The organism is Enterobacter quasihormaechei (assembly GCF_004331385.1).
GTDB lineage: Bacteria > Pseudomonadota > Gammaproteobacteria > Enterobacterales > Enterobacteriaceae > Enterobacter > Enterobacter quasihormaechei.
On record NZ_SJON01000002.1, the window covers coordinates 505,183 to 531,765 of the forward strand.

At 56.3% G+C, this 26,583-nt stretch carries 26 protein-coding genes and 1 tRNA gene; 10 read left to right on the plus strand and 17 right to left on the minus strand.

The features are described from left to right. The first annotated feature begins 23 nt into the window (after window positions 1-23). Genes E0L16_RS05030 through dolP form a run of 4 tightly spaced genes read left to right on the plus strand, consistent with a single transcriptional unit; the run spans window position 24 to window position 3,712 of the window. Window positions 24-2,162 (plus strand): penicillin-binding protein activator, encoded by a 2,139-nt coding sequence (locus tag E0L16_RS05030; protein ID WP_131636447.1) that lies wholly within the window; start codon window positions 24-26, stop codon window positions 2,160-2,162. Beyond that, a complete protein-coding gene (locus tag E0L16_RS05035) occupies window positions 2,120-2,515 on the plus strand; it encodes a YraN family protein (protein WP_063867592.1) in 396 nt (131 codons plus the stop codon). Before E0L16_RS05030 ends, E0L16_RS05035 begins: the two co-directional genes overlap by 43 nt. Before the next feature lie 21 nt (window positions 2,516-2,536). Then, window positions 2,537-3,127, plus strand: coding sequence for a DnaA initiator-associating protein DiaA (gene diaA / locus E0L16_RS05040; RefSeq protein WP_003861754.1), 591 nt, complete (start codon window positions 2,537-2,539; stop codon window positions 3,125-3,127). A gap of 9 nt (window positions 3,128-3,136) precedes the next feature. Then, complete coding sequence (gene dolP / locus E0L16_RS05045; protein ID WP_006812102.1) at window positions 3,137-3,712, plus strand: division/outer membrane stress-associated lipid-binding lipoprotein; 576 nt, start codon at window positions 3,137-3,139, stop codon at window positions 3,710-3,712. Window positions 3,713-3,762: 50 nt separating this feature from the next. Here dolP and E0L16_RS05050 read toward each other — a convergent pair whose 3' ends face one another. Next, a complete protein-coding gene (locus tag E0L16_RS05050) occupies window positions 3,763-4,800 on the minus strand; it encodes a permease (RefSeq protein ID WP_063867591.1) in 1,038 nt (345 codons plus the stop codon). Between the two features lie 40 nt (window positions 4,801-4,840). After that, entirely contained in the window at window positions 4,841-5,485 is a 645-nt protein-coding gene (locus E0L16_RS05055; RefSeq protein WP_165498395.1) for an NAD(P)H-binding protein, read from the minus strand. A gap of 128 nt (window positions 5,486-5,613) precedes the next feature. Here E0L16_RS05055 and E0L16_RS05060 point away from each other — a divergent pair, with 128 nt between their 5' ends. Further along, on the plus strand, window positions 5,614-6,132 hold the full coding sequence (locus tag E0L16_RS05060; protein ID WP_028014537.1) for a type 1 glutamine amidotransferase domain-containing protein: 519 nt from the start codon (window positions 5,614-5,616) through the stop codon (window positions 6,130-6,132). Here the strand turns inward: E0L16_RS05060 and E0L16_RS05065 are convergent. Further along, on the minus strand, window positions 6,112-6,546 hold the full coding sequence (locus E0L16_RS05065; protein ID WP_063451060.1) for a YhbP family protein: 435 nt from the start codon (window positions 6,544-6,546) through the stop codon (window positions 6,112-6,114). The two genes, E0L16_RS05060 and E0L16_RS05065, sit on opposite strands and share 21 nt — an antisense overlap. Before the next feature lie 14 nt (window positions 6,547-6,560). Here E0L16_RS05065 and E0L16_RS05070 point away from each other — a divergent pair, with 14 nt between their 5' ends. Further along, window positions 6,561-6,890: a GIY-YIG nuclease family protein gene (locus tag E0L16_RS05070; protein ID WP_063451059.1), complete on the plus strand. Its 330-nt coding sequence runs from the start codon at window positions 6,561-6,563 to the stop codon at window positions 6,888-6,890. On the opposite strand, the gene E0L16_RS05075 is transcribed toward E0L16_RS05070, so the two are convergent. Both E0L16_RS05075 and ubiT read right to left on the minus strand, forming a co-directional pair. Further along, the gene (locus E0L16_RS05075) at window positions 6,877-7,380 is read right to left on the minus strand and encodes a GNAT family N-acetyltransferase (RefSeq protein WP_064909991.1); all 504 of its coding nucleotides are present in this window, start codon (window positions 7,378-7,380) and stop codon (window positions 6,877-6,879) included. The genes E0L16_RS05070 and E0L16_RS05075 overlap by 14 nt on opposite strands. Beyond that, entirely contained in the window at window positions 7,374-7,898 is a 525-nt protein-coding gene (ubiT, locus tag E0L16_RS05080) for a ubiquinone anaerobic biosynthesis accessory factor UbiT (protein WP_131636448.1), read from the minus strand. Before ubiT ends, E0L16_RS05075 begins: the two co-directional genes overlap by 7 nt. Before the next feature lie 221 nt (window positions 7,899-8,119). On the opposite strand from ubiT, the gene ubiU reads away from it, so the two are divergent. The 3 genes from ubiU (at window position 8,120) to E0L16_RS05095 (ending at window position 11,087) form a co-directional block, all read left to right on the plus strand. Continuing rightward, window positions 8,120-9,115: a ubiquinone anaerobic biosynthesis protein UbiU gene (gene ubiU, locus E0L16_RS05085; protein WP_063451056.1), complete on the plus strand. Its 996-nt coding sequence runs from the start codon at window positions 8,120-8,122 to the stop codon at window positions 9,113-9,115. 7 nt (window positions 9,116-9,122) lie between these two features. Beyond that, window positions 9,123-10,001: a U32 family peptidase gene (locus E0L16_RS05090; protein ID WP_064909995.1), complete on the plus strand. Its 879-nt coding sequence runs from the start codon at window positions 9,123-9,125 to the stop codon at window positions 9,999-10,001. A gap of 78 nt (window positions 10,002-10,079) precedes the next feature. Then, window positions 10,080-11,087, plus strand: a complete 1,008-nt coding sequence (locus E0L16_RS05095) for a luciferase-like monooxygenase (protein WP_063867584.1) — start codon at window positions 10,080-10,082, stop codon at window positions 11,085-11,087. A gap of 84 nt (window positions 11,088-11,171) precedes the next feature. Here E0L16_RS05095 and mtr read toward each other — a convergent pair whose 3' ends face one another. The 12 genes from mtr to E0L16_RS05155 all read right to left on the minus strand — a co-directional run bounded on the left by mtr (window position 11,172) and on the right by E0L16_RS05155 (window position 24,876). Next, the gene (gene mtr / locus E0L16_RS05100) at window positions 11,172-12,416 is read right to left on the minus strand and encodes a tryptophan permease (RefSeq protein ID WP_064909999.1); all 1,245 of its coding nucleotides are present in this window, start codon (window positions 12,414-12,416) and stop codon (window positions 11,172-11,174) included. 142 nt (window positions 12,417-12,558) lie between these two features. Continuing rightward, the gene (locus E0L16_RS05105; RefSeq protein WP_063451052.1) at window positions 12,559-14,454 is read right to left on the minus strand and encodes a DEAD/DEAH family ATP-dependent RNA helicase; all 1,896 of its coding nucleotides are present in this window, start codon (window positions 14,452-14,454) and stop codon (window positions 12,559-12,561) included. Further along, window positions 14,447-14,527, minus strand: a complete 81-nt coding sequence (yrbN, locus tag E0L16_RS05110; protein WP_097397692.1) for a protein YrbN — start codon at window positions 14,525-14,527, stop codon at window positions 14,447-14,449. The genes E0L16_RS05105 and yrbN overlap by 8 nt, the downstream gene beginning before the upstream one ends. A gap of 108 nt (window positions 14,528-14,635) precedes the next feature. Then, the gene (gene nlpI, locus E0L16_RS05115) at window positions 14,636-15,520 is read right to left on the minus strand and encodes a lipoprotein NlpI (protein ID WP_063451051.1); all 885 of its coding nucleotides are present in this window, start codon (window positions 15,518-15,520) and stop codon (window positions 14,636-14,638) included. Window positions 15,521-15,630: 110 nt separating this feature from the next. After that, complete coding sequence (gene pnp, locus E0L16_RS05120; RefSeq protein ID WP_063451050.1) at window positions 15,631-17,769, minus strand: polyribonucleotide nucleotidyltransferase; 2,139 nt, start codon at window positions 17,767-17,769, stop codon at window positions 15,631-15,633. A gap of 242 nt (window positions 17,770-18,011) precedes the next feature. Beyond that, the gene (rpsO, locus tag E0L16_RS05125) at window positions 18,012-18,281 is read right to left on the minus strand and encodes a 30S ribosomal protein S15 (RefSeq protein ID WP_003861789.1); all 270 of its coding nucleotides are present in this window, start codon (window positions 18,279-18,281) and stop codon (window positions 18,012-18,014) included. 154 nt (window positions 18,282-18,435) lie between these two features. Continuing rightward, entirely contained in the window at window positions 18,436-19,386 is a 951-nt protein-coding gene (truB, locus tag E0L16_RS05130; protein WP_131636449.1) for a tRNA pseudouridine(55) synthase TruB, read from the minus strand. Beyond that, window positions 19,386-19,790: a 30S ribosome-binding factor RbfA gene (gene rbfA, locus E0L16_RS05135; RefSeq protein WP_003861793.1), complete on the minus strand. Its 405-nt coding sequence runs from the start codon at window positions 19,788-19,790 to the stop codon at window positions 19,386-19,388. Before rbfA ends, truB begins: the two co-directional genes overlap by 1 nt. A gap of 106 nt (window positions 19,791-19,896) precedes the next feature. After that, a complete protein-coding gene (infB, locus tag E0L16_RS05140) occupies window positions 19,897-22,584 on the minus strand; it encodes a translation initiation factor IF-2 (protein WP_063451047.1) in 2,688 nt (895 codons plus the stop codon). A 24-nt stretch (window positions 22,585-22,608) separates the two neighbouring features. Further along, entirely contained in the window at window positions 22,609-24,111 is a 1,503-nt protein-coding gene (gene nusA, locus E0L16_RS05145; protein ID WP_014885374.1) for a transcription termination factor NusA, read from the minus strand. Between the two features lie 28 nt (window positions 24,112-24,139). Beyond that, on the minus strand, window positions 24,140-24,592 hold the full coding sequence (rimP, locus tag E0L16_RS05150; RefSeq protein ID WP_014833432.1) for a ribosome maturation factor RimP: 453 nt from the start codon (window positions 24,590-24,592) through the stop codon (window positions 24,140-24,142). A gap of 207 nt (window positions 24,593-24,799) precedes the next feature. Continuing rightward, a tRNA-Met gene (locus E0L16_RS05155) sits at window positions 24,800-24,876 on the minus strand. A gap of 287 nt (window positions 24,877-25,163) precedes the next feature. On the opposite strand from E0L16_RS05155, the gene argG reads away from it, so the two are divergent. After that, window positions 25,164-26,510, plus strand: coding sequence for an argininosuccinate synthase (argG, locus tag E0L16_RS05160; RefSeq protein ID WP_063867581.1), 1,347 nt, complete (start codon window positions 25,164-25,166; stop codon window positions 26,508-26,510). Window positions 26,511-26,583 lie beyond the last annotated feature (73 nt).

Sequence of the window (26,583 nt, forward strand, 5' to 3'; positions counted from 1 at the left end):
GTAAAAAAATCACTGGATACAGTATGGTACCGTTAACGTTTCTTCGAAAAAAAGCCGCGCACAGCGTGCCCCTCCTGCTGGCAGCCCTGATCTTTACAGGCTGCGGCACCCAGGCACCCGACCAGAGCACTGCTCATATGCAGGGATCCGCTCAGGCTGATTCTGGCTTTTATCTGCAACAAATGTCGCAGAGTACAAATGATACCAGGATCAACTGGCAATTACTCGCCATTCGTGCACTGCTGAAGGAAGGCAAAACCCAGCAGGCCGCCGAGCTTTTCAGCCAGCTGCCGAAGGAGCTTAACGACGAGCAGCGTCGTGAGCAGACCCTGCTGTCGGCTGAACTGAAGGTTGCGCAGAAAGATGACGACGGCGCGAAGAAGATCCTCGGCACCATCGATCTAAGCACCCTGGATAAAAATCAGCAGGCCCGATTCTGGCAGGCCGGTATCACCGCTGAGCAGGGTCGCCCTTCCCTGACGCTACTCCGCGCGCTGATTGCCCAGGAGCCTTTGCTCGCGGGTGCGGACAAGCAGAAAAATATTGACGCCACCTGGCAGGCGCTCGCCTCCATGACCCAGGATCAGGCCAGGGCGCTGGTGATCAACGCCGATGAAAATGTCCTGCAAGGCTGGCTGGATCTGCAACAGATGTGGTTCAACAACCGCAGCGATCCGGACATGCTGAAAGCCGGTATTACCGACTGGCAAAAGCGCTACCCGCAAAACCCGGGGGCGAAAATGCTGCCAACGCAGCTGGTGAACGTGCAAAACTTTAAGCCCGCCTCCACCAGCAAAATCGCCCTGCTGCTGCCGTTAAACGGCCAGGCAGCGGTGTTTGGACGCGCCATTCAGCAAGGTTTTGAAGCCGCCAAAAACGGCACTACCGCCGTCAGCGGCAGCGCGGTTCCGGCACAGGCTGCACAGGCGGCAAACGTGAATGACGTTGTCAGCCCGTCGGCTGCTGAAACCGAAGACCTGACCACCGCGCAAACCCCTGCGCAGGGTACCATGCAGAACCCGGTTACCGCCCCAACGACGCCAGCCGCTGCCCCAGCGCCTGCTGCGACGCAGGCACCGGCTGAAACTCAGGTGCCCGTCACGGCAGAACAGCCTCAGCCACAAGCCGCGCAGCCGGAACAGCAGCCAGCGGCCCAGCAGCAGGCTGTGGCAACCACCAGCGCTAACCCTGGCGCAGAACTGAAAATTTACGACACCAGCGCCCAGCCGCTCGATCAGGTGCTGGCGCAGGTTCAGCAGGACGGGGCCAGCATCGTTGTCGGCCCGCTGTTGAAAAACAACGTGGAAGCGCTGATGAAGAGCAACACCACGCTGAACGTGCTGGCGCTTAACCAGCCTGAGCAGGTACAAAACCGCGCCAACATCTGTTACTTCGCGCTCTCTCCGGAGGATGAGGCCCGCGATGCGGCGCGTCATATTCACGAGCAGGGTAAACAGGCGCCGCTGCTGCTGATCCCGCGCAGCGCGCTGGGCGACCGCGTCGCCAACGCGTTTGCGCAGGAGTGGCAGTCCCTGGGCGGTGGCGTGGTGTTGCAGCAGAAATTTGGCTCCGCGTCCGAACTGAGAGCGGGCGTGAACGGCGGTGCAGGTATTGCTCTTAATGGTAGCCCGGTCTCCGCCAGCCTGCCGCAGCAGCAGAGCGTCACCATCGGCGACCTGACGATCCCGGCGCCACCTACCGACGCGCAGATCAGCGGCGGCGGTAAGGTGGATTCGGCGTATATCGTCGCGACGCCGGAAGAGATCGCCTTTATCAAACCGATGATCGCCATGCGTAACGGCAGCCAGAGCGGCGCAACCCTCTACGCCAGCTCGCGCAGCGCGCAGGGTACCGCAGGCCCGGATTTCCGTCTGGAAATGGATGGGCTGCAATACAGCGAAATCCCTATGCTGGCAGGCAGTAACCCGCAGCTGATGCAGCAGGCGCTGGGCGCGGTGCGCAATGATTATTCTCTGGCGCGTCTGTACGCAATGGGCGTCGATGCCTGGGCGCTGGCAAACCACTTTACCCAGATGCGTCAGGTACCGGGCTTTGAGCTTAACGGTAATACCGGCGATCTGACCGCCAATCAGGATTGTGTGATTAACAGGAAGTTATCATGGCTCAAATACCAGCAGGGGCAGATCGTCCCGGCCAGTTAAGCCGTAAGCAGACCGGGGACGCGTGGGAGTTAAAAGCGCGCCGCTGGCTTGAAGGCAAAGGACTGCGTTTTGTCGCCGCCAACGTTCGCGGGCGCGGCGGCGAAATTGACCTGATCATGAAAGACGGTCATACCATCGTGTTTGTTGAAGTACGCTACCGACAGTCGTCCCGTTTTGGCGGTGCTGCCGCCAGCGTGACGCTCGCCAAACAACAAAAATTATTACAGACTGCCCACTTGTGGCTTGCCCGCCATAATGGGAGTTTTGATACTGTGGATTGCCGTTTCGATGTGGTAGCCTTCACCGGAAATGCGATCGACTGGCTTAAAAACGCGTTTGGCGAAGACGCATAAATAAGATTTTAAAGGGATACCGTGCTCGAACGAATTAAAGTGTGCTTCACAGAAAGCATTCAAACGCAGATTGCCGCGGCGGAAGCCCTTCCGGACGCGATCTCTCGTGCAGCGATGACGCTGGTTCAGTCGCTGCTCAACGGCAACAAAATCCTCTGTTGTGGCAATGGCACGTCCGCCGCCAACGCACAGCATTTTGCTGCCAGCATGATCAATCGCTTCGAAACCGAGCGCCCAAGCTTACCTGCCATTGCACTAAACACCGATAACGTGGTCTTAACTGCGATTGCCAACGATCGTCTGCATGACGAAATTTACGCCAAGCAGGTGCGCGCCTTAGGCCACGCCGGAGACGTGCTGCTGGCAATCTCCACGCGCGGTAACAGCCGGGATATCGTTAAGGCGGTTGAAGCGGCAGTCACCCGGGACATGACGATTGTCGCCCTGACCGGCTACGACGGCGGTGAGCTGGCTGGCCTGCTGGGGCCGCAGGATGTGGAGATCCGCATTCCTTCGCACCGTAGCGCCCGCATCCAGGAAATGCATATGCTCACGGTGAACTGCTTATGCGATCTGATCGATAACACGCTTTTCCCTCACCAGGATGATTAAGGAGTTCTCATGAAGGTTTTATCGGCCCTTGCAGTCGTAATGTCTGCATTACTGCTTCAGGGATGCATCGCTGCCGCTGTCGTCGGTACCGCAGCGGTCGGCACCAAAGCAGCGACCGATCCGCGTACCGTTGGGACGCAGGTGGATGACGGTACGCTTGAGCTGCGCGTGAACAGTGCGCTGTCGAAAGATGAACAGATCAAGAAGGAAGCACGCATCAACGTGACGGCCTATCAGGGCAAAGTGCTGCTGGCAGGACAGGCGCCAAACCCTGAACTCGCCTCCCGCGCCAAACAGATCGCGATGGGCGTAGAAGGGACGGCGGAAGTGTTTAACGAGATCCGCCAGGGCCAGCCGATTGGTCTCGGCACCGCGTCATCTGATACCTGGATCACCACCAAGGTGCGTTCCCAGCTGTTGGGTACAGACCAGGTGAAATCCTCAAACGTGAAGGTGACCACGGAGAACGGCGAAGTGTTCCTGCTGGGTCTGGTGACGGAACGTGAAGGGAAAGCGGCGGCGGATATCGCCAGCCGGGTGAGCGGCGTGAAGCACGTCACCACCGCCTTTACCTACATCAAGTAATTCCCGCCTGGCAGTAAGCCCGGTAAGCGCTAGCGCCACCGGGCTTTCTTTCACACAAGCGCCATACTCCCCACAATCACGCCGCTTAACGCCACCAGCCCCGCCGTCAGCCACAGCGCTTTTGCCGGGAATGACTTACGCAGCATGATAAGCGACGGCAGGCTCACCGCCGGCAGCGTGATGAGCAGCGCCAGCGCCGGGGCAGTTCCCATGCCGGCCATCATCATGGTCTGAATGATCGGGATTTCCGCCGCGGTGGGGATCACGAACAGGCACCCGGCCACCGCCATCGCAATCACCCACATCAGCGTGTTGTCGATAGCGCCATCCGCATGCGGGAACAGCCAGACGCGCGCCGCTCCCAGCACCAGCACGGCCAGGATATAGACCGGGATAGTGCTCCAGAAAAGCTGCCACAGCGCTTTGCCCCAGCGAGCAAAAAAATTGCCCTGCGGCTCGCTGACGTCCAGCTCAACGGAAGAAGGCCCGGCCTCGTTGTCTTTCACCAGGTGCTGCACCAGTGTAGCGACAAGCACCACCGTCAGCAGGCCAGCCGCCAGGCGGATAAACGCGAAGTGCCAGCCGAGAACAAAGCCCATAAACACCAGCGTCGCCGGGTTCAGCAAGGGGTTACCCATCCAGAAGGCAAGCGCGCCGCCCATCGACACACGCTGACGGCGCATGCCCGCCGTCACGGGTGCAGCGCAGCAGGAGCACATCATGCCCGGCAGGGAGAAAATCGTTCCCAGCAGCGTGCCCTGCAAGCGCGGCTGTCCTAAGGTTTTCACCAGCCAGTTGCGCGGGATGAGTACCTGAATCAACGAGCCCAGCAGCACGCCCAATACCGCCGCTTTCCAGACGGCAAGAAAATAGACCATTGCGTAATCCCACGCCGCGCGTAGCGGGCTGGCATCGGCCTGCGCGAGAATCGATTTACCGATGCTGTGGGTGTCGGCGGCGGTGAAGGCTTTGCCGTAGTACGGCTGCCATTTCACATACCAGAGGCCAATGATGACCACGAGAAAGAAAAGCGCGGGCTTCCACCACTGAACGGGTGTTGCCGCCTGAGATGAAGACTGACCAGTCATACCATTCCCCGGAAGGTGTTATTTAATAAGCCGGGGAAGTTTACGCCTCGCCCTGCGCGATTTCACGCAGTTTTGCCGAAGGGATAATATTAACTCCCTCCTGCGACGGAGCCAGCGCCTCTTTCAGCATCGCCTGCGCCACGTCCCGCGCTTCGATAGACTTCCAGTTGCCCGGCAGAATGCGAAACAGCGGCGCGAAAAATGACTCGTTAAAACGCCGTTCGTCGCGGTGGCCCATCAGCAAGGAAGGCCGGACAATCGTCAGGCGCTCCCACTTCTGCGCAATCAGCGCCTCTTCCATTTTGCCCTTCACCTTGTTGTAGAAAAACGGCGAGCTGGCGTTTGCCCCGTGGGCGCTGACCACGAGGAAATGCTTTGCACCCAGCTTTTTCGCCGTCAGGGCGGTATCCACCACCAGCGTGTAATCCGCATGGACGAACGCTTCCTTTGTGCCCGCTTCCCGCCGGGTGGTGCCAAGGCAGCAAAAAGCGATATCAATGGGATCCTGCACCTGCGCCAGCGCGTCGGTGAGCTGCGGATCGTGCGGGTTATAGACGCCGGTGATATCCAACAGCGGGCGGCGCGTCGGGGCGGCAATATAGTTGATATGCCGGTCCTGGATCAGCAGCCGCAGCAGATGTCCACCCACCAGCCCGGTTGCGCCGGTAATCAGTACCTGACTCATCTTATCCCCTTTACAGAATTGTCCGTTTGCGATCTGGGCCTGCTCTACCACACTTAAAAGTCTGTTACCGGTAAGTATTTACCACAAACGGGAAAAAAACAGTCTGAAGCGAAAACAACGGAGGAAGCATGGGTAAGAAAATCGCAGTCTTGATTACCGACGAGTTTGAAGATTCAGAATTTACGTCGCCAGCAGAGGCATTCCGCAAGGCAGGCCACGAGGTCATCACCATTGAGAAAGAAGCGGGTAAAACCGTGAAGGGCCACAAGGGCGAAGCCAGCGTGACCATCGACGAGTCCATCGATAACGTCAGCCCGTCAGATTTCGACGCCCTGCTGTTACCGGGCGGCCATTCACCGGATTCCCTGCGCGGGGACGAACGTTTCGTCACCTTTACCCGTGACTTCGTCGGCACCGGCAAGCCGGTCTTTGCCATCTGCCACGGCCCGCAGCTGCTGATCAGCGCGGAGGTGGTGCGCGGGCGTAAGCTCACCGCGGTGAAGCCGATCGTTATCGATCTGAAAAACGCCGGCGCCGAGTTTTACGATCAGGAAGTGGTTAACGACAATGACCAGCTGATCACCAGCCGTACGCCGGACGATCTTCCGGCGTTTAACCGCGAAGCGCTACGCCTGCTCGGCGCGTAGCCAGTGAAGCTTCTTGCCAAAGCCCAGGGTGTTGTCGGTAAATTTCAGCTCATCAAGGCGGATTTCCCACACCGGGGCTTTTAGCGCAGCGGCAACCGGGAAGCGGCGCGTATAGCGTTTACGCTGCGCGTCGCTTTCTTCACCTTCCAGGCGACGAATTTCGCCTTTGAACTGCACCCCGCGGATCAGCGCGACGGTTTTGGGCTGGCCGTTGACCGTGCCCGCCACTTTCGCCTGTTGGCCCGTCATCCGGGCATGCCGCGTTTTGTCTTCACTCATCACGTAAAAGGCCACGCGCTCAGGATCGTAGTAATAGAACGCGTTCGCGCACCACATCTCCTCGTCTTTACAGACGCACCAGGTCACGACGTGCTGCTTTGCCAGCCAGCGGTTAATGACGTCCAGTGTTTCCATTTTCGCTCTCTCTCATGCTATGGTGCGTTCACCTTAACATACTGAATCCGTTTACCGTGTGCTGGTTTCTCTATCTTGTCCGAACCGCTGATAACGCTCTCTACACCGGGATCACTACCGACGTGGCGCGGCGTTTTTTGCAGCATCAAACGGGAAAAGGGGCGAAAGCCCTGCGGGGGAAAGGGGAATTGCAGCTGGCCTTTTCAGCCCCTGTCGGCGAGAGATCCCTCGCGCTCAGGCTGGAGTACCGCATTAAGCAGCTGACGAAGCGCCAGAAAGAGCGCCTCGTTACCGGAGACGGCTCTTTTGAGGCGCTGCGCGAGAGCCTGATTAAAAGCGATTGAAGTGGTCGTGGTATTCCACCAGACCGTTCACGCCGTCCAGCGCATCGTCCGCCAGAGGATGCACCAGGAACGACGTTTCCGTGCCCGGCCAGTGGCAGCGCAGATCGTATTTAGCCGCAGGCTCAAAGCCTAAACGTTCATAGAAGGCCGGATCGCCCAGAACGACGACGGCGGCATAGCCAAATTCATTCAGTGAATCCAGCCCTTCATAGACCAGCTGGCGCGCCAGACCCTGACCACGGTAGTTCTCGTCCACCGCCAGCGGCGCCATGCCGACCCACTGTAACTCTTCGCCCTGCACAATCACCGGACTGAACGCCACGTAGCCGACCACCTGCCCCTCATCGTCGGTGGCAACCAGACCCAGCGTAATCAGGCCATCTTCGCGGAGATCGTGTACCAGCTGGGCTTCGGCGTCGCCTGCAAAAGAGCGTCGTAACAACGCATCGATACCCGGTGCATCAATCCCAATTTCGACTCGAATCAGCATGGTTCACCTACTGAAGTGTGTTTACCGTCGGGCGGGGTTTTCAGCCCGGCCTCAACGAAATCCGCCATTTGCATCAGCATCATACGCAGCGCTTTCGGCATCTGCTCCAGCTCAATGGCATCCATTAAATTCTTCACGTACAGACCGAGCTCCGTGTCGCCTTCAATCACCAGACGACGCTGGAAGAACAGCGTATCAGGATCCTGCTTGCGCGCGGCGATCATCAGCAGATCGCTGGCATCCGCGCTGAAGCTGACATCCGCCTCGGCGGACTCACGCACGATCAGCCGATCGTTCTCAACGGACGTAAACCAGCGCAACCCGATATCGCGCACTTCAATCTTTAGCCAGCGGCCTTCCAGAAACTCCAGCTCGCCGTCCTGTAGTGCCTGGCGGAACTGCCAGCTCAGCACCTGTTCCAGCACCTGGCGCTTAAGCGCGAATGGCGCCAGCTTGACCGGCACGCTCAGCATTGATGGGCCAAATTGTACGAGACGTGAACGCAGTTTATCCAGCACGAGCTTTACTCCCTGATAGCTATAATCCTGCTATTTTGCCATATCCCGGCAAGAAGATAGCGGCGTAAATCAACAAACCGTTGTCCGGTATACCTCATTATTGGTGCCATCAATACGCCATTAGCTGCCTTAAATCAAAAATTGTCGCGTATGGGTTAATTAAAATCCCAGCTCGTTAACATTTTTTACGATCCTTGCGATCGACAACATCGGGATAAATTATGGAGCTGCTCTGCCCTGCCGGAAACCTTCCGGCGCTTAAGGCGGCCATCGAAAATGGGGCCGATGCGGTCTATATCGGGCTGAAGGATGATACCAACGCCCGCCATTTTGCGGGTCTTAACTTTACGGAGAAAAAGCTTCAGGAAGCCGTCAACTTCGTTCACCAGCACCGCCGTAAGCTGCACATCGCCATCAATACCTTTGCCCATCCTGATGGCTATGCCCGCTGGCAGCGCGCCGTGGATATGGCAGCCCAGCTGGGCGCCGACGCGCTGATCCTGGCCGACCTCGCCATGCTTGAGTATGCGGCAGAACGCTATCCGCATATTGAGCGCCACGTCTCTGTTCAGGCATCGGCCACCAATGAAGAGGCCGTGCGTTTTTATCATCAACACTTTGACGTGGCCCGCGTGGTGCTGCCGCGCGTGCTCTCTATTCATCAGGTTAAGCAGCTGGCACGCGTCACGCCAGTACCGCTGGAGGTTTTTGCCTTCGGCAGCCTGTGCATCATGGCGGAAGGCCGCTGCTATCTTTCTTCCTATCTCACCGGAGAATCGCCTAATACCGTCGGCGCCTGCTCACCCGCCCGCTTCGTTCGCTGGCAGCAGACGCCGCAGGGTCTGGAGTCGCGCCTGAACGATGTGTTAATCGACCGCTATCAGGACGGTGAAAACGCGGGCTACCCGACGCTGTGCAAAGGCCGCTATCTGGTGGACGGCGAACGCTACCACGCGCTGGAGGAGCCCACCAGCCTGAACACGCTGGAGCTGCTGCCGGAACTGCTGGCCGCCAATATTGCCTCGGTGAAAATCGAAGGCCGCCAGCGTAGCCCGGCCTACGTGAGCCAGGTAGCGAAGGTGTGGCGTCAGGCCATCGACCGCTGCATGGCAGACCCGCAGAACTACGCACCCCAGGCGGCCTGGATGGAGACGCTCGGCGCAATGTCCGAAGGCACGCAAACCACGCTCGGCGCGTATCACCGTAAATGGCAGTGAGATACCCATGAAATATTCATTAGGGCCGGTGCTTTACTACTGGCCAAAAGAGACGCTGGAAGATTTTTACCAGCAGGCGGCTAACAGCAGCGCCGATGTGATTTACCTCGGTGAAGCGGTGTGCAGCAAGCGCCGCGCCACCAAAGTGGGCGACTGGCTGGAGATGGCGAAAAGCCTCGCCGGCAGCGGTAAGCAGGTGGTGCTCTCGACGCTGGCGTTGGTACAGGCGTCCTCTGAACTGGGCGAGCTGAAACGCTACGTTGAAAATGGCGAGTTTCTGCTGGAGGCGAGCGACCTGGGCGTGGTGAACATGTGCGCCGAACGTAAGCTGCCGTTTGTCGCCGGGCATGCGCTGAACTGCTATAACGCGGTGACCCTGCGCCTGCTGCTTAAACAGGGAATGACCCGCTGGTGTATGCCGGTGGAGCTCTCCCGCGACTGGCTGGCTAACCTGCTCACTCAGTGTGAAGAACTGGGCATTCGCAACAAGTTTGAAGTGGAAGTGCTGAGCTACGGCCACCTGCCTCTGGCTTACTCTGCCCGCTGCTTCACCGCGCGCTCGGAAGATCGTCCAAAAGACGAATGCGAAACCTGCTGTATTAAGTACCCGAACGGGCGCAGCATGCTGTCGCAGGAGAACCAGCAGGTGTTTATTCTGAACGGCATTCAGACCATGAGCGGTTACGTCTATAACCTCGGCAACGAGCTGGCGTCGATGGACGGACTGGTGGACGTGGTGCGCCTTTCGCCGCTCGATACCGGCGTGTTCGCGATGCTGGACGCCTTCCGCGCCAATGAAAACGGCGCGTCGCCGCTGCCGCTTGTGGCAAACAGCGACTGTAATGGCTACTGGAAACGCCTCGCCGGCCTGGAGCTTCAGGCGTAAAAAAGGCTCACTTTGTTAACAACGGTTAGTAAACTTTAATGCAGTATTAAAGATTCACCGTCGACAAAGTGAGCTGTTATGACTGATAAAACCCTTCCGTTTTCGGTGCTGGATCTGGCGCCGATCCCACAAGGCTCCTCGGCAAGAGAAGCCTTCACGCACTCTCTCGATCTCGCTCAGCTGGCCGAAAAGCGGGGCTATCACCGCTACTGGCTGGCGGAGCACCACAACATGGTCGGCATCGCCAGCGCCGCCACCTCGGTGCTGATTGGCTATCTGGCAGCGAATACCACCACTCTGCACCTTGGCTCCGGTGGCGTAATGCTGCCGAACCACGCCCCGCTGGTGATAGCCGAGCAGTTCGGGACGCTGAACACTCTCTATCCGGGCCGTATTGATTTAGGCCTTGGCCGCGCGCCGGGCAGCGACCAGCCGACCATGCGCGCCCTGCGTCGCCACATGAGCGGCGATATCGATAACTTCCCGCGCGACGTGGCAGAGCTGGTGGACTGGTTCGACGCACGGGATCCGAACCCGCACGTGCGTCCGGTGCCGGGCTACGGGGAAAAGATCCCCGTGTGGCTGTTAGGTTCAAGCCTGTACAGCGCGCAGCTCGCCGCCCAGCTGGGGCTGCCGTTCGCCTTCGCTTCCCACTTCGCACCGGATATGCTGCATCAGGCGCTGCATCTCTACCGCACGAATTTCAAACCGTCTGAACGTCTGGAGAAGCCGTACGCGATGGTGTGTATCAATATCGTTGCCGCCGACAGCAATCGCGACGCGGAATTCCTGTTTACCTCTATGCAGCAGGCGTTTGTGAAGCTGCGCCGCGGCGAGACGGGCCAGTTGCCGCCTCCGGTGGAAAATATGCATCAGCTGTGGTCGGCCTCCGAGCAGTATGGCGTGCAGCAGGCGCTGAGCATGTCGCTGGTGGGTGACAAGGCAAAAGTGCGTCACGGACTGGAAGCAGTGCTTCGGGAAACGCAGGCGGATGAGATTATGGTTAACGGCCAGATTTTCGATCACCAGGCGCGTTTGCATTCGTTTGACCTGGCGATGCAGGTGAAAGAAGAATTGGTGGGGTAGTTTTTTGCCGGATGGCGACTTCGCCTTATCCGGCCTACGCCATCCCTGTAGGCCCGGTAAGCGTAGCGCCACCGGGCTTTGTGTTTACTGGTACACAGGCAACAGGTTAAAGCTCGACAGCACGTGCACCACCGCGTTACCCACCCCAAAGACCAGGATCAGCGCAATCATCGGTTTACCGCCCCAGACGCGGAATTTCGGGCTGCCGAAGCGTTTACGTGATTTACGTGCCAGCAGCGCCGGCACAATCGCCGCCCAGATGGTTGCCGCCAGTCCGGCATAGCCGATGGCATACAGGAACCCGTTCGGCCACAGCAGGCCGCCGACAATCGGTGGCAGGAAGGTCAGCAGCGCGGTTTTGAAGCGCCCCATCGCAGAATCATCAAAGCCGAACAGATCCGCCAGGTAGTCAAACAGGCCCAGCGTCACGCCGAGGAATGAGCTCGCCACGGCAAAGTTGGAGAAGACCACCAGCAGCAGATCCAGGCTGCGGCTGTTCAGTACGCCGCTCAGGGCCTGTACCAGCACGTCGATATTACCGCCCTTCTGCGCAATGCCGATAAATTCCGGACGCGGGATGTTGCCCATCGTCCCCAGCAGCCAAATCACGTACAGCCCCAGCGCCAGCAGCGTGCCGTAAATCAGGCATTTCACGATTGTGCGCGGATCTTTGCCGTAGTACTTCATCAGGCTCGGCACGTTGCCGTGGTAGCCGAACGACGCCAGACAGAACGGCAGGGTCATCAGCAGATACGGCGTGTAGGAGGTGTTCACTTCCGCGACGTTAAACAGCGTGGCGGGCGTGACGTGCCCCAGCAGGCTGCCGAAGGTCAGGAAGAAGGTGATGACCTTGGCGCCCAGCACGATCGCCGTCATGCGGCTCACCGCTTTGGTGCTCATCCAGACGATAAACGCCACGCCCAGCGCAAAGCACAGCCCCGCCAGACGCGCCGGAACGTTCAGCGACATCTCCGAAAAGGTATGATGCAAAATCGACCCGCTCGCCGAAATGTACGCATAGGTCAGAATGTAGAGCACAAACGCGATGGACAGGCCGTTCACCAGGTTCCAGCCTTTGCCCAGCAGATCCCGGGTGATAGTGTCGAAGCTGGAGCCGATGCGGTAGTTGAGGTTGGCCTCAAGGATCATCAGCCCGGAATGGAGCATACAGAACCAGGTGAAGACCAGCGCCGCCAGCGACCAGAAAAACCACGCACCGGACATGACCACAGGCAGGGAAAACATCCCGGCACCAATGATGGTTCCGCCGATGATCACCACGCCGCCAAGCAGCGAAGGTGACGTTTGGGTGGTGGTTAGTGTTGCCATACGGCCTTTTCTCCAGTGAAAAATGTGGTTCTGCATGTTAGTGTGTTGCACTGTACCAGTACAAGAGTACAAAAGAAATAAAAAAAGCCCCGATAGCAACTATCGGGGCTGTATATTTTACTTTACGTCGGAAGCGAAAGGCTTACGCGTCACCGAAACGACGACGGCTGGCGCCTTCTTCACGGCGTGGACCACGGTTCTCACGGCGCTCGCCGGAGAAACGACGGCCTTCACCACCGCGACCTTCGCTGCGACCGCCTTCACGACGCTCGCCACCGAAACCGCGACCACCGCCGCGACGTTCGCCGCCGCGGTCAGGGCGTGGCTGTGCATCGCCCAGCAGCTGCATGTTCATCGGCTTGTTCAGGATGCGGGTGCGAGTAAAGTGTTGCAGTACTTCGCCCGGCATGCCTTTTGGCAGCTCGATGGTGGAGTGGGTACCGAACAGCTTGATGTTACCAATGTAACGGCTGCTGATGTCGCCTTCGTTCGCGATTGCGCCAACGATGTGACGAACTTCAACACCATCATCACGGCCCACTTCAATGCGATACAGTTCCATGTCGCCAGCGTCACGACGCTCGCGACGTGGACGGTCTTCACCACCACGCTCTGGACGGTCGCCGCGTGGACCACGGTCGTTACGGTCGCCACGACGTTCGAAACGATCGTCACGGTCACGGAACTCACGCTTAGGACGCATCGGTGCATCTGGCGGCACGATCAGGCTACGTTCGCCCTGCGCCATTTTCAGCAGTGCTGCGGCCAGGGTTTCCATATCCAGCTCTTCGCCTTCAGCGACAGGCTGGATCTGCGACAGCAGCGCACGGTACTGATCCAGATCGCTGCTTTCCAGCTGCTGCTGTACTTTGGCGGCGAATTTTTCCAGGCGGCGTTTGCCCAGCAGTTCTGCGTTTGGCAGCTCAGCTTCTGGAATGGTAAGCTTCATGGTGCGTTCGATGTTACGCAGCAGACGACGCTCGCGGTTCTCAACAAACAGCAGCGCACGGCCTGCACGACCCGCACGACCGGTACGACCGATGCGGTGAACGTAAGACTCGGAGTCCATTGGGATATCGTAGTTTACAACCAGGCTGATACGCTCAACGTCCAGACCACGTGCTGCCACGTCGGTTGCAATCAGGATATCCAGACGACCGTCTTTCAGACGCTCCAGGGTCTGCTCGCGCAGGGCCTGGTTCATGTCGCCGTTCAGCGCGGCGCTGTTGTAGCCGCTACGCTCCAGGGCTTCAGCCACTTCCAGGGTCGCGTTTTTGGTACGCACGAAGATAATCGCCGCATCAAAATCTTCCGCTTCCAGGAAACGCACCAGCGCTTCGTTTTTGCGCATGCCGTATACAGACCAGTAGCTCTGGCTGATGTCAGGGCGAGTAGTCACGCTGGACTGAATGCGCACTTCCTGCGGCTCTTTCATGAAGCGGCGGGTAATACGACGGATCGCTTCTGGCATGGTTGCAGAGAACAGAGCGGTCTGATGACCTTCCGGGATCTGCGCCATGATGGTTTCTACGTCTTCGATGAAGCCCATACGCAGCATTTCATCGGCTTCATCCAGTACCAGACCGCTCAGCTTAGAGAGGTCCAGCGTACCGCGCTTCAGGTGATCCAGCAGACGGCCCGGCGTACCGACAACGATCTGTGGACCCTGGCGCAGGGCGCGTAACTGCACGTCATAACGCTGGCCGCCGTACAGGGCTACCACGTTTACGCCGCGCATATGTTTAGAGAATTCCGTCATTGCTTCAGCAACCTGAACAGCCAGTTCACGGGTTGGAGCCAGGACGAGGATCTGCGGTGCACGCAGGTCCGGATCAATGTTGTTCAGCAGCGGCAGCGAGAATGCTGCGGTTTTACCGCTACCAGTCTGGGCCATGCCCAGCACGTCACGACCAGAAAGCAGGTGTGGGATACACTCAGCCTGGATCGGAGATGGTTTTTCGTAACCCAGATCGTTAAGGGCTTCAAGGATAGGAGCCTTCAGGCCCAGATCTGCAAAAGTGGTTTCGAATTCAGCCATGTAGTACAAGTGCCTCGATATTAATGGCGGCCAGTCTACTTAGCTCATCGTGAAAATGATTAGCAATTTTCATTGAAAAGTGTGAACCGGCTCAAATTAGGTGTATTGACGAACAACAACGCCCTCACCAGTGAAGGTGATGGCAATCAAAAAGATTACGGGCTGATGTTTATGTCGTCAGCTATTGCTGGTCCGATTCTGCCAGGTCGTCTTGCTCCTGGCCCAAGAGCGATAATTCCAACAATGCATAACGGTGCTCAACGAAGTTATGTACGTTGTTAGCAACCGCTAATTTGAACAGTGCCGTAGCGCTGTCCATATCCCCCAGACTTAGGTAGTACTTACCTAAATAGAAGTTGGTTTCACTGAGATGCTCAGCGAGCGAGGTGTTATCCGTTGCGTCCGCCTTGAGGCGTTCCATCAGCGTTGCTTCGCTAATGTTGCCCAGGTAGAACTCGACAATGTTCCATCCCCACTGTTCCTTATCCGATTTCTCGAAGCGCTGTTGTAGTGCTTCTTTGGCCTGCTTCTCATCAAGCTTCTGCTCAACGATGTAAAGCCACAGGCTGCGGAAAGGATCATTAGGATCGTCTTGATAAAACGCCAGCAGATCATCTTGCGCTAACTTATCACGACCGCCGTAATACAATGCGATACCGCGATTCAAGTGCGCGTAGTTGTAAGTTGGATCAAGCTCAAGTACAGAATCAAACGCTTCATAGGCAGCATCAAAATTGCCTGCCTGCGTTAAATAAATGCCTAAGTAGTTGAATACTTCAGGCATATCAGGTCGAATCGCCAGCGCTTGTGAAAAATCATTTCGCGCCAGTGCCCTCAGACCGAGACTATCATACAACACTCCGCGCTCATATAAAAGCTGTGCGCGTTCGTCATCGGTTAAAGCCCGACTGGCAAGTATTTGTTCCATGCGTGCCAGAATCACTTCCTGCTGCAAAGTCGGTTGCAATGGCACTGCGAGGACTTCGCTCTTACGCCAGGCAGAGTTGCTGCATCCTGCCAGCGTTAAAGCTGTCGCAACGAAACACCAGCGCAAAAAAGGCTTCATTTCCCACTCCCGAAGACAACTATTGGATGAACGTCCTGTCCCCCGGCGGCTTAACAAGGCGTCCTGCCTGATAATAAGCCCTCCGCCAGCGCGGAGGGCAAAGGGCAACCTTACTCGCCTTGCTGTTCAGCAGCCGGAGCTTCCGGCGCCGCAGCAGGCTGAGACTGCTCGGTTGCTTCTTTAATGCTCAGACGGATACGGCCCTGGCGGTCAACTTCCAGAACTTTCACCGGTACTTCCTGACCCATTTGCAGGTAGTCGGTCACTTTCTCAACGCGCTTGTCAGCGATCTGAGAGATGTGAACCAGACCTTCTTTACCGCCACCGATGGCAACGAATGCACCAAAGTCAACGATACGGGTCACTTTACCTGCATAGATACGGCCCACTTCGATTTCTGCGGTGATCTCTTCGATGCGACGGATAGCGAATTTCGCTTTCTCGCCGTCGGTTGCTGCGATCTTCACAGTACCGTCATCTTCGATTTCGATGGTGGTGCCGGTCTCTTCGGTCAGCGCGCGGATAACAGAACCGCCCTTACCGATAACGTCTTTGATCTTGTCTGGATTGATCTTGATGGTGTGAATACGTGGAGCGAACTGAGAAATGTCGCCACGCGGCGCGTTAATCGCCTGTTCCATCACGCCCAGGATGTGCAGACGCGCACCTTTAGCCTGGTTCAGAGCAACCTGCATGATCTCTTTGGTGATACCTTCAATTTTGATATCCATCTGCAAGGCAGAGATACCGTCGCGGGAACCCGCCACTTTGAAGTCCATATCGCCCAGGTGGTCTTCGTCACCCAGAATGTCAGACAGAACAACGAAGTTGTCGCCTTCTTTCACCAGACCCATTGCGATACCCGCAACGGCGGCTTTGATTGGCACGCCTGCATCCATCAGCGCCAGAGAAGCACCGCACACGGAAGCCATGGAAGAAGAACCGTTGGATTCGGTGATTTCAGACACTACGCGCACGGTGTACGGGAATTTGTCTGCTTCCGGCATCACTGCCAGCACCCCGCGCTTCGCCAGACGACCGTGACCAATTTCACGACGCTTCGGTGAGCCAACCATACCGGTCTCGCCCACAGAGTACGGAGGGAAGTTGTAGTGGAACAGGAAGCTGTCAGTGCGCTCGCCCATCAGTTCATCGATGATCTGTGCGTCACGTGCGGTACCCAGGGTCGCGGTTACCAGCGCCTGCGTTTCACCACGGGTGAACAGCGCAGAACCGTGAGTACGCGGCAGTACGCCAGTGCGCACGTCCAGACCACGAATCATGTCTTTTTCACGGCCATCGATACGCGGCTCGCCTGCCAGTACGCGGCTACGAACAACGTTTTTCTCGATAGCGTGCAGGATTTCGCCAATTTCGTTAGCGTCCAGCGTTTCGTCTTCGGCAACCAGGGTCGCGGTTACTTCAGATTTGATCGCGTCAACCTGAGCGTAACGCTCCTGTTTGTCGGTGATGCGGTACGCATCGCTCAGACGAGATTCTGCCAGTGCCGCAACGCGTGCGTTCAGCGCGTCGTTGGCCGCTTCTGGCTGCCAGTCCCAACGTGGTTTACCGGCTTCTTTCACCAGGTCGTTGATGTTCTGGATAACAACCTGCTGCTGCTCGTGACCGAACACCACAGCGCCCAGCATCTGGTCTTCGCTCAGCAGTTCAGCTTCGGATTCAACCATCAGCACCGCGGCTTCAGTACCGGCGACAACCAGGTCCAGCTTACTCTCTTTCAGCTCTTCCTGAGTTGGGTTCAGCACGTACTGGTCGTTAATGTAACCGACACGTGCGGCACCGATTGGGCCATTGAATGGAATACCAGACAGTGACAGGGCCGCAGAGGCACCGATCATCGCAACGATGTCCGGGTTAACCTGTGGGTTAACGGAAACAACGGTGGCGATAACCTGCACTTCGTTAACGAAGCCTTCCGGGAACAGCGGACGAACCGGGCGGTCAATCAGACGCGCAATCAGGGTTTCGCCTTCGCTTGGACGGCCTTCACGACGGAAGAAGCCACCCGGGATTTTACCGGCAGCGTAGGTACGCTCCTGGTAGTTAACGGTCAGCGGGAAGAAGTCCTGACCTGGTTTAGCTTTTTTCTGGCCAACTACGGTAACGAATACCGCGGTGTCATCCATGCTTACCATAACGGCAGCAGTCGCCTGACGCGCCATCATGCCGGTTTCCAGCGTGACGGTATGTTGGCCATACTGGAATTTACGTACGATCGGATTCAGCAAAATTCTGTCCTTTCTCAAATGATTGTCAGCACACCTCAGGTGTGCTGACGATTTAACCCGACCTTCTTCGCATCCTCGCGACTAATGACAACCGACACCCCCCTGGGTGAAGCCTCTCATTAGCCGCGCGAACCTCTGCAATGAAGATCATTTATAGCAACAATACAATAGTTTCCATTGAATTGCTGCCGTCCGGTTGAAAAAAGGGGCCATCAGGCCCCCTTTTCTGAAACTAGCAAGAATTAGCGACGCAGACCCAGACGCTCGATCAGCGCGGTGTAGCGTGCAACATCTTTACGCTTCAGGTAGTCGAGCAGTTTACGACGCTGAGAAACCATGCGCAGCAGACCACGACGGCTGTGGTGATCTTTTTTGTGCTCTGCAAAGTGACCTTGCAGGTGGTTAATCTGTGCAGTCAGCAGTGCAACCTGAACTTCGGTAGAACCGCTGTCGTTAGTACCACGACCAAACTCAGAAACGATTTTAGCTTTAGCTTCAACGCTTAGAGACATTTTCAAACTCCAAAGTATAAAGAATGTAAGGATGCCGATCTCTAATTCAGCTATCCCATGTACGCCCCGCAAATTGTTAAACAATTTACCAGGCGTTAAGCGGCGATATTCTACTCGTCTCCCCTGCTTATCGCAAGGTGAGGCGTTATCACCGTCATGCTTCGACCGGATAGTCGACGACCAGACGACGCGGCGCCACGCGCCCTTCACCGTCCATTTCGCCCATTCCGATAAACTTGCCTTCATCACCTTCCGTCACGCGAACCAGGCCCTCAAGCGGCGCCCCCGTTGTGCGGACCGGGTTTCCGTTCTTAAAGTAAACGGACGATGTTAAAGGAAGATTAACAACCGGGAAGTCCACTGCCGGGCTGTCCATTGGCATCAGCAGCGGATCCAGCAGATCTGCCGGCGCAATTCCCTGTGCTTCCGCCTGTTCAACCAGCGCGCGCAGATGCTCAAGCGTCACCATGCGTTCGACCGGATATTTGCTGACCGCCAGACGACGCAGATAAATCACGTGCGCGCCGCAGCCCAGCTTTTCACCGAGGTCGTCAATGATGGTGCGAATGTAGGTCCCTTTCGAACAGTGGACCTCCAGCTCCAGCTCGTCACTCTCGTGGCGAATGAACAGCAGCTCATACACGGTAATCGGGCGGGCCTCGCGCGGAACGTCAATGCCCTGGCGCGCATATTCGTAGAGCTTTTTGCCCTGATATTTCAGCGCCGAATACATCGACGGCACCTGCATCGTGTCACCACGGAAGCTCTCCAGCGCGGCTTCAAGCTGCTCTGCGCTAAAGGTTACCGGGCGCTCTTCCACCACCTGACCGTCTGCATCGGAGGTATCCGTGCGCTGGCCCAGTCTGGCAATCACGCGGTAGCGCTTATCGGAATCCAGCAGGTACTGGGAAAACTTTGTCGCTTCCCCCAGACAGATCGGCAGCATACCGGTGGCCAGCGGATCCAGCGCGCCGGTGTGCCCCGCGCGGTTGGCGTTATAAATACGCTTCACTTTTTGCAGCACGTCGTTGCTGGATGCGCCCTGCGGTTTATCCAGCAACAGCACGCCATGCACGTCACGACCGCGACGACGAGGACGACTCATCAGTCCTCCTTGCTGTCGTCCGCCGGGTTAACACGACGCTCGTCGTCATGTTTCACCACGCTGGTCACCAGGTTGGACATACGCATACCTTCGACCAGCGAGTTGTCGTAGAAGAAGGTCAGCTCCGGTACGATACGCAGGCGCATCGCTTTGCCAAGCAGAGAGCGGATGAAACCAGAGGCTTCCTGCAACGCTTTAATGCCGTTCTTCACGGCGTCTTCATCCTGATCATTCAGGAACGTCACGAACACTTTGGCGTACGCCAGGTCGCGGGACATTTCCACGCCAGACACGGTGGTCATCATTCCCACGCGTGGATCTTTGATTTCACGTTGCAGAATGAGAGCGATCTCTTTCTGCATCTCCTGCGCGACGCGCTGAGGGCGACCAAATTCTTTCGCCATAATAAATTCTCCAGACAAAAAAGGGGCTTAAGCCCCTTTTTAAAATTATTGCCGGGTGGCGCTTCGCTTACCCGGCCTACGCTAGTTAATCTTCAGTTGAAGAAGATTACGCGATGGTACGCTGAATTTCGATGATCTCGAACACTTCGATCATATCGCCAACGCGAACGTCGTTGTAGTTCTTCACGCCGATACCACATTCCATGCCGTTACGGACTTCGTTAACGTCATCTTTGAAGCGGCGCAGGGATTCCAGCTCGCCTTCGTAGATAACCACGTTGTCACGCAGTACGCGGATTGGGTTGTGACGCTTGATGGTCCCTTCGGTAACCATACAGCCCGCGATCGCACCGAATTTCGGTGATTTGAACACGTCACGTACTTCAGCCAGACCGATGATCTGCTGTTTCAGCTCAGGAGACAGCATGCCGCTCATCGCTGCTTTCACTTCATCAATCAGGTTATAGATGACGGAGTAGTAACGCAGATCCAGGCTTTCAGCATCAATCACTTTACGCGCAGAAGCATCAGCACGAACGTTGAAGCCAACCAGGATAGCGTTGGACGCGGCTGCCAGGGTTGCGTCGGTTTCGGTGATACCACCTACGCCAGAACCGATGATCTTCACTTTCACTTCGTCGGTAGACAGTTTCAGCAAGGAGTCGGAGATCGCTTCCACAGAGCCCTGAACGTCCGCTTTCAGAACGATGTTCACTTCGTGAACTTCGCCTTCGGTCATGTTGGCGAACATGTTCTCGAGTTTAGATTTCTGCTGACGAGCCAGCTTCACTTCACGGAATTTACCCTGACGATACAGAGCCACTTCACGCGCTTTCTTCTCGTCACGAACGACGGTCACTTCGTCACCGGCAGCAGGTACGCCGGACAGGCCGAGGATTTCCACTGGAATGGACGGACCCGCTTCCAGCACTTCCTGACCCAGTTCGTTACGCATCGCACGAACGCGACCGTATTCGAAGCCACACAGAACGATGTCGCCCTTGTGCAGAGTACCTTCGCGAACCAGAACGGTTGCAACCGGACCACGACCTTTATCCAGGAAGGATTCGATTACCGCGCCGCTCGCCATACCTTTACGTACCGCTTTCAGCTCCAGAACTTCAGCCTGAAGCAGGATGGCGTTCAGCAGGTCGTCGATACCGGTACCCGCTTTTGCAGATACAGGGATGAACTGCGCTTCACCGCCCCACTCTTCCGGCATAACGCCGTACTGGGACAGTTCGTTCTTCACGCGATCCATATCGGCTTCTGGCTTATCGATTTTGTTGACTGCAACAACCAGAGGCACCTGCGCCGCTTTCGCGTGCTGGATAGCTTCAATGGTCTGTGGCATCACGCCATCGTCGGCAGCAACAACCAGGACAACGATATCCGTTGCCTGAGCACCACGTGCACGCATTGAGGTAAACGCTGCGTGGCCTGGGGTATCCAGGAAGGTGATCATGCCGTTTTCGGTTTCTACGTGGTAAGCACCGATGTGCTGGGTAATACCACCCGCTTCGCCGGAGGCAACCTTAGTAGAACGAATGTAGTCAAGCAGAGAGGTTTTACCGTGGTCAACGTGACCCATGATGGTCACAACCGGTGCGCGCGGTTCAGCCGCTGCGCCAGTGTCACGGTCGCTCATGACGGCTTCTTCCAGCTCGTTTTCACGACGCAGGATAACTTTGTGGCCCATCTCTTCGGCAACCAGCTGTGCGGTTTCCTGGTCGATGACCTGGTTGATGGTGGCCATTGCGCCCAGTTTCATCATCGCTTTGATGACCTGAGAGCCTTTCACCGCCATCTTGTTAGCCAGTTCGCCAACGGTGATGGTTTCACCGATCACAACGTCACGGTTAACGGCCTGAGCAGGCTTCTGGAAGCCCTGCTGGAGAGCGGAACCTTTACGCTTGCCGCCTTTTCCACCGCGAACCGCTGCACGTGCTTCTTCACGGTCAGCTTTAGATTCAGCGTGTTTGTTACCTTTTTTCGCAGGACGCGCCGCTTTTGCACTGCGGGTACGGCTACGACCACCTTCAACCTCACGGTCGTTGTCGTCTTCTGCCTGACGCGCATGCTGAGAGGTAGTGACGTGATAATCGCTGGTGTCTTCAGTTGGTTCAGCGGTATTCACGCCGTTCTTCTCGTTTTCTTCTGCCATGCGACGCGCTTCTTCGGCGACGCGGCGAGCTTCTTCTTCAAGCTTGCGGCGGGCTTCTTCTTCCGCTTTACGCTTCAGCTCGGCAGCTTCATTTTCACGGCGGGCTTTTTCAGCCTGGGCAGTTTTGGTCATTTCGTCGGTCTGTTGATTGCTCACTTTGTCTTTTTCCGCAGCGTCACGCTTCGCTTTTTCACCGGCGTCGCGTTTCGCTTTTTCTGCGGCCTCACGTTCAGCTTTTAATTCTGCTTCACGTTTGGCAGTGGCTTCTGCCTCACGCTGAGCTTGTTCTTCCGCTTCACGCTGTGCCTGCTCTTCCGCGGCAAGGCGTTCTGCCTCTTGCGGATCACGTTTTACAAAGGTGCGCGTCTTGCGGACTTCGATTTGTACCGACTTGCTTTTGCCACCGGTACCAGGGATGTTCAACGTGCTACGCGTTTTACGCTGTAGCGTTAACTTGTCAGGCGTTGAGCCGTGTTCACGGTTCAGGTGCGATAACAAGGTTTGTTTTTCTTGCGCGGTCACCGAGTCATCAGCGGACTTCGGGATCCCTGCATCAGCAAATTGCTGTACCAGGCGGTCCACGGAGGTCTGAATCTCAGCAGCCAGCGATTTTACAGTTACATCAGTCATGCTGTTCCTTCCTGCTACAGTTTATTACGCTTCGTCGCCGAACCAGCAAATATTACGTGCGGCCATGATGAGTTCGCCGGCTTTCTCGTCGGTTAAACCTTCGATATCAGCCAGGTCATCAACGCCTTGCTCAGCGAGATCTTCCAGCGTACAAACACCACGGGCAGCCAGCTTGAACGCAATCGCACGATCAAGACCTTCCAGATTCAGCAGGTCATCAGCCGGCTTCTTATCGCCAAGGCTTTCTTCCTGAGCCAGTGCCAGGGTGGTCAGTGCGTTTTTAGCGCGTTCACGCAGGGCTTCAACGGTTGGTTCATCCAGACCGTCAATTTCCAGCAGCTCTTTCATTGGCACGTAGGCCAGTTCTTCCAGCGTTGAGAAACCTTCTTCAACCAGCACAGTGGCGAAGTCTTCGTCAATGTCCAGGTATTTGGTGAAGGTATCGATCGCCGCGTGGGCTTCAGCCTGATGCTTGGCCTGAAGGTCATCAACGGTCATGACGTTGAGTTCCCAGCCGCTCAGCTGTGACGCCAGACGTACGTTCTGACCGTTACGGCCAATCGCCTGCGCCAGGTTGCCCGCTTCTACAGCGATATCCATGGTGTGTTTGTCTTCGTCAACAACGATAGACGCCACATCAGCCGGAGCCATTGCGTTGATCACGAACTGCGCCGGGTTGTCGTCCCACAGAACGATATCAATGCGCTCGCCGCCCAGTTCGGTAGAAACCGCCTGAACGCGTGCGCCGCGCATACCGACGCAAGCACCGACCGGGTCGATACGCTTGTCGTTGGTTTTCACCGCAATTTTCGCACGGGAACCCGGATCGCGGGCCGCCGCTTTGATTTCGATAACTTCTTCGCCGATTTCCGGCACTTCGATACGGAACAGTTCAACCAGCATTTCTGGTTTAGAACGGGTCACGAACAGCTGTGCACCACGCGCTTCAGGGCGTACGGCATACAGCACACCACGGATACGGTCGCCTGGGCGGAAGTTTTCACGCGGCAGCATGTCTTCACGCAGGATCACGGCTTCAGCGTTACCCGGCATCCCTTCGGATTTGATCTCCAGAGAGATGTTGTCGCGGTTCACTTTCTTCACCACGCCGGTGATGATTTCGCCTTCCTGATCGCGGAACTGATCGACAACCAGCGCGCGCTCGGCTTCGCGCACTTTCTGCACGATAACCTGCTTCGCGGTCTGGGTGGTGATACGGTCGAAGGTAACTGATTCGATCTGATCTTCAACGTAGTCACCCACGTTCAGACTTTCGTCTTCAAAACGTGCCGCTTCCAGGGTGATCTCTTTGGTCGGCTGGGTCACTTCTTCAACGATTACCCAACGACGGAATGTATCGAAGTCACCGCTTTTACGATCGATTTCTACTCGAACATCGATCTCTTGTTCGTATTTTTTCTTGGTTGCTGTAGCCAGTGCACTTTCCAGCGCTTCGAAAATCTTCTCACGCGGCAGTGATTTCTCGTTGGAGACGGCTTCAACAACAGCCAAAATTTCTTTGTTCATCGCGGGCTTTTCACCTCAATCCAGACTGTTAAAAGTGGGGAACCAGGTTCGCCTTCTGGATATTACTCAGCGCGAACACTTCATCTTTGCCTTCGACTGTCACCGTGATCATTTCACCATCAACGGCTTTGATAATTCCCTGCCATTTACGGCGGTTCTGTACGGCCATACGCAGAACCAGAGCCACTTCTTCACCGGTAAAGCGCACATAGTGCTCGGCCGTGAACATCGGGCGATCGAGGCCAGGTGAGGAAACTTCCAGGTTGTACGCAACGGTAATCGGGTCTTCAACGTCAAGAACCGCACTCACCTGGTGGCTAACATCAGCACAATCATCAACATTGATGCCATCTTCACTATCAATATAGATGCGCAGCGTCGATGTGCGGCCGCGAACGAATTCGATGCCGACCAGTTCGTAGCCCAGTGCTTCGACCGGTGCAGTAATCATCTCTGTTAATTTTTGCTCTAATGTGGACAAGCCCACCCCCAAGACATAAAAAAAGGGCGTAAAGCCCAGTTATTCTGTAGTCAGATAACAAAAAACCCCGATAAATCGGGGCTTTAGATAACTGAACCCTATAGCCACAACTGTGGCCTGGAGCACTCTCCGAAAGAATTTTTTCAAATCCAGCTACGAAGGCTCTAAGTCTTCACAGTATATTTGAAAAAGAACTTTATAGGAAAGTGGTTGCGGGGGCCGGATTTGAACCGACGACCTTCGGGTTATGAGCCCGACGAGCTACCAGGCTGCTCCACCCCGCGCCTGAAACGTGGCAAATTCTACGCGTTTTGGACAGAATTTGCAAATAATGCTGGGATTTGGTACCGAAGACGGGACGTAAAATCGGCGTTCAGTATATTGATAGTTGACCCCACCTGTCAACCCGGCTTCCGCCAGATCGTTTAGACCAAAATTTTTACAAAAAACGCACGCATCTCTTCCGGTCTTCGCCAAAAGATGATTAAATGAATACTCACTTATTTTGCATAAAAATGCACAAGAGAACGAAAGCGATCTCTCATCAGTCAATCAAGCAGGGTTTTATTCTATGACGACGATTCTCAAGCATCTCCCGGTAGGACAACGTATTGGCATCGCTTTTTCTGGCGGCCTGGATACCAGCGCTGCACTGCTGTGGATGCGCCAGAAGGGAGCGGTTCCTTATGCATATACAGCGAACCTGGGTCAGCCGGACGAGGAAGATTATGACGCGATCCCTCGTCGTGCCATGGAATATGGCGCAGAGAACGCACGTCTGATTGACTGCCGTAAGCAGTTGGTTGCCGAAGGCATTGCCGCTATCCAGTGCGGTGCATTCCATAACACCACCGGCGGCCTGACCTATTTCAACACCACTCCGCTGGGCCGTGCCGTCACCGGCACCATGCTGGTCGCCGCCATGAAAGAAGACGGCGTGAACATCTGGGGTGACGGTAGCACCTATAAAGGAAACGATATTGAACGTTTCTATCGTTACGGCCTGCTGACCAACGCTGAATTGCAGATTTACAAGCCGTGGCTGGATACTGACTTCATCGACGAGCTGGGTGGCCGTCATGAAATGTCCGAGTTTATGATTGCCTGCGGCTTCGACTATAAGATGTCCGTTGAAAAAGCCTACTCAACCGACTCCAACATGCTGGGTGCGACGCACGAAGCGAAAGATCTGGAATTCCTTAACTCCAGCGTAAAAATTGTTAACCCGATTATGGGCGTGAAGTTCTGGGACGAAAGCGTGAAGATCCCGGCAGAAGAAGTGACCGTGCGTTTCGAACGTGGTCATCCGGTTGCCCTGAACGGCAAAACTTTCTCCGACGATGTTGAACTGATGCTGGAAGCCAATCGCATCGGCGGCCGTCACGGTCTGGGCATGAGCGATCAGATCGAAAACCGTATCATCGAAGCGAAAAGCCGTGGCATTTACGAAGCTCCGGGGATGGCGCTGCTGCACATCGCTTATGAGCGTCTGCTGACCGGCATTCACAACGAAGACACCATTGAGCAGTATCATTCTCATGGTCGCCAGCTGGGCAAACTGCTGTATCAGGGTCGCTGGTTCGATCCGCAGGCCCTGATGCTGCGTGACGCCCTGCAACGTTGGGTGGCGAGTGCTATCACCGGCGAAGTGACGCTGGAACTGCGTCGCGGCAATGATTACTCCATCCTGAATACCGTGTCTGATAACCTGACCTATAAAGCAGAGCGTCTGACCATGGAGAAAGGTGATTCAGTCTTCTCGCCGGACGATCGTATTGGCCAGCTGACCATGCGTAATCTGGACATTACCGATACCCGTGAGAAGCTGTTCAACTACGTTGAGAATGGCCTGCTCTCTGCCAGCTCCGGTAACGGACTGCCGCAGGTTGAAAACCTGGAGAATAGCGATAAAAAGTAATCGCTGATGTAACATGCAAAAGGCGCCCAATGGGCGCCTTTTTTGTGGTCTTTCGTAGGCCCGGTAAGCGCAG

Coding starts and splice junctions, on each gene's coding strand:
- E0L16_RS05035 (WP_063867592.1), top strand. CDS start 2,120: ATGGCTCAAATACCAGCAGGGGCAGATCGTCCCGGCCAGTTAAGCCGT.
- E0L16_RS05070 (WP_063451059.1), top strand. CDS start 6,561: ATGCTATGGTGCGTTCACCTTAACATACTGAATCCGTTTACCGTGTGC.
- truB (WP_131636449.1), bottom strand. CDS start 19,386: ATGAGTCGTCCTCGTCGTCGCGGTCGTGACGTGCATGGCGTGCTGTTG.
- dolP (WP_006812102.1), top strand. CDS start 3,137: ATGAAGGTTTTATCGGCCCTTGCAGTCGTAATGTCTGCATTACTGCTT.
- rbfA (WP_003861793.1), bottom strand. CDS start 19,790: ATGGCGAAAGAATTTGGTCGCCCTCAGCGCGTCGCGCAGGAGATGCAG.
- E0L16_RS05055 (WP_165498395.1), bottom strand. CDS start 5,485: ATGAGTCAGGTACTGATTACCGGCGCAACCGGGCTGGTGGGTGGACAT.
- nlpI (WP_063451051.1), bottom strand. CDS start 15,520: ATGAAGCCTTTTTTGCGCTGGTGTTTCGTTGCGACAGCTTTAACGCTG.
- nusA (WP_014885374.1), bottom strand. CDS start 24,111: ATGAACAAAGAAATTTTGGCTGTTGTTGAAGCCGTCTCCAACGAGAAA.
- E0L16_RS05030 (WP_131636447.1), top strand. CDS start 24: ATGGTACCGTTAACGTTTCTTCGAAAAAAAGCCGCGCACAGCGTGCCC.
- mtr (WP_064909999.1), bottom strand. CDS start 12,416: ATGGCAACACTAACCACCACCCAAACGTCACCTTCGCTGCTTGGCGGC.
- yrbN (WP_097397692.1), bottom strand. CDS start 14,527: ATGAAAATTGCTAATCATTTTCACGATGAGCTAAGTAGACTGGCCGCC.
- argG (WP_063867581.1), top strand. CDS start 25,164: ATGACGACGATTCTCAAGCATCTCCCGGTAGGACAACGTATTGGCATC.
- E0L16_RS05095 (WP_063867584.1), top strand. CDS start 10,080: ATGACTGATAAAACCCTTCCGTTTTCGGTGCTGGATCTGGCGCCGATC.
- E0L16_RS05065 (WP_063451060.1), bottom strand. CDS start 6,546: ATGGAAACACTGGACGTCATTAACCGCTGGCTGGCAAAGCAGCACGTC.
- rpsO (WP_003861789.1), bottom strand. CDS start 18,281: ATGTCTCTAAGCGTTGAAGCTAAAGCTAAAATCGTTTCTGAGTTTGGT.
- E0L16_RS05090 (WP_064909995.1), top strand. CDS start 9,123: ATGAAATATTCATTAGGGCCGGTGCTTTACTACTGGCCAAAAGAGACG.
- E0L16_RS05075 (WP_064909991.1), bottom strand. CDS start 7,380: ATGCTGATTCGAGTCGAAATTGGGATTGATGCACCGGGTATCGATGCG.
- infB (WP_063451047.1), bottom strand. CDS start 22,584: ATGACTGATGTAACTGTAAAATCGCTGGCTGCTGAGATTCAGACCTCC.
- E0L16_RS05060 (WP_028014537.1), top strand. CDS start 5,614: ATGGGTAAGAAAATCGCAGTCTTGATTACCGACGAGTTTGAAGATTCA.
- ubiU (WP_063451056.1), top strand. CDS start 8,120: ATGGAGCTGCTCTGCCCTGCCGGAAACCTTCCGGCGCTTAAGGCGGCC.
- E0L16_RS05050 (WP_063867591.1), bottom strand. CDS start 4,800: ATGACTGGTCAGTCTTCATCTCAGGCGGCAACACCCGTTCAGTGGTGG.
- E0L16_RS05105 (WP_063451052.1), bottom strand. CDS start 14,454: ATGGCTGAATTCGAAACCACTTTTGCAGATCTGGGCCTGAAGGCTCCT.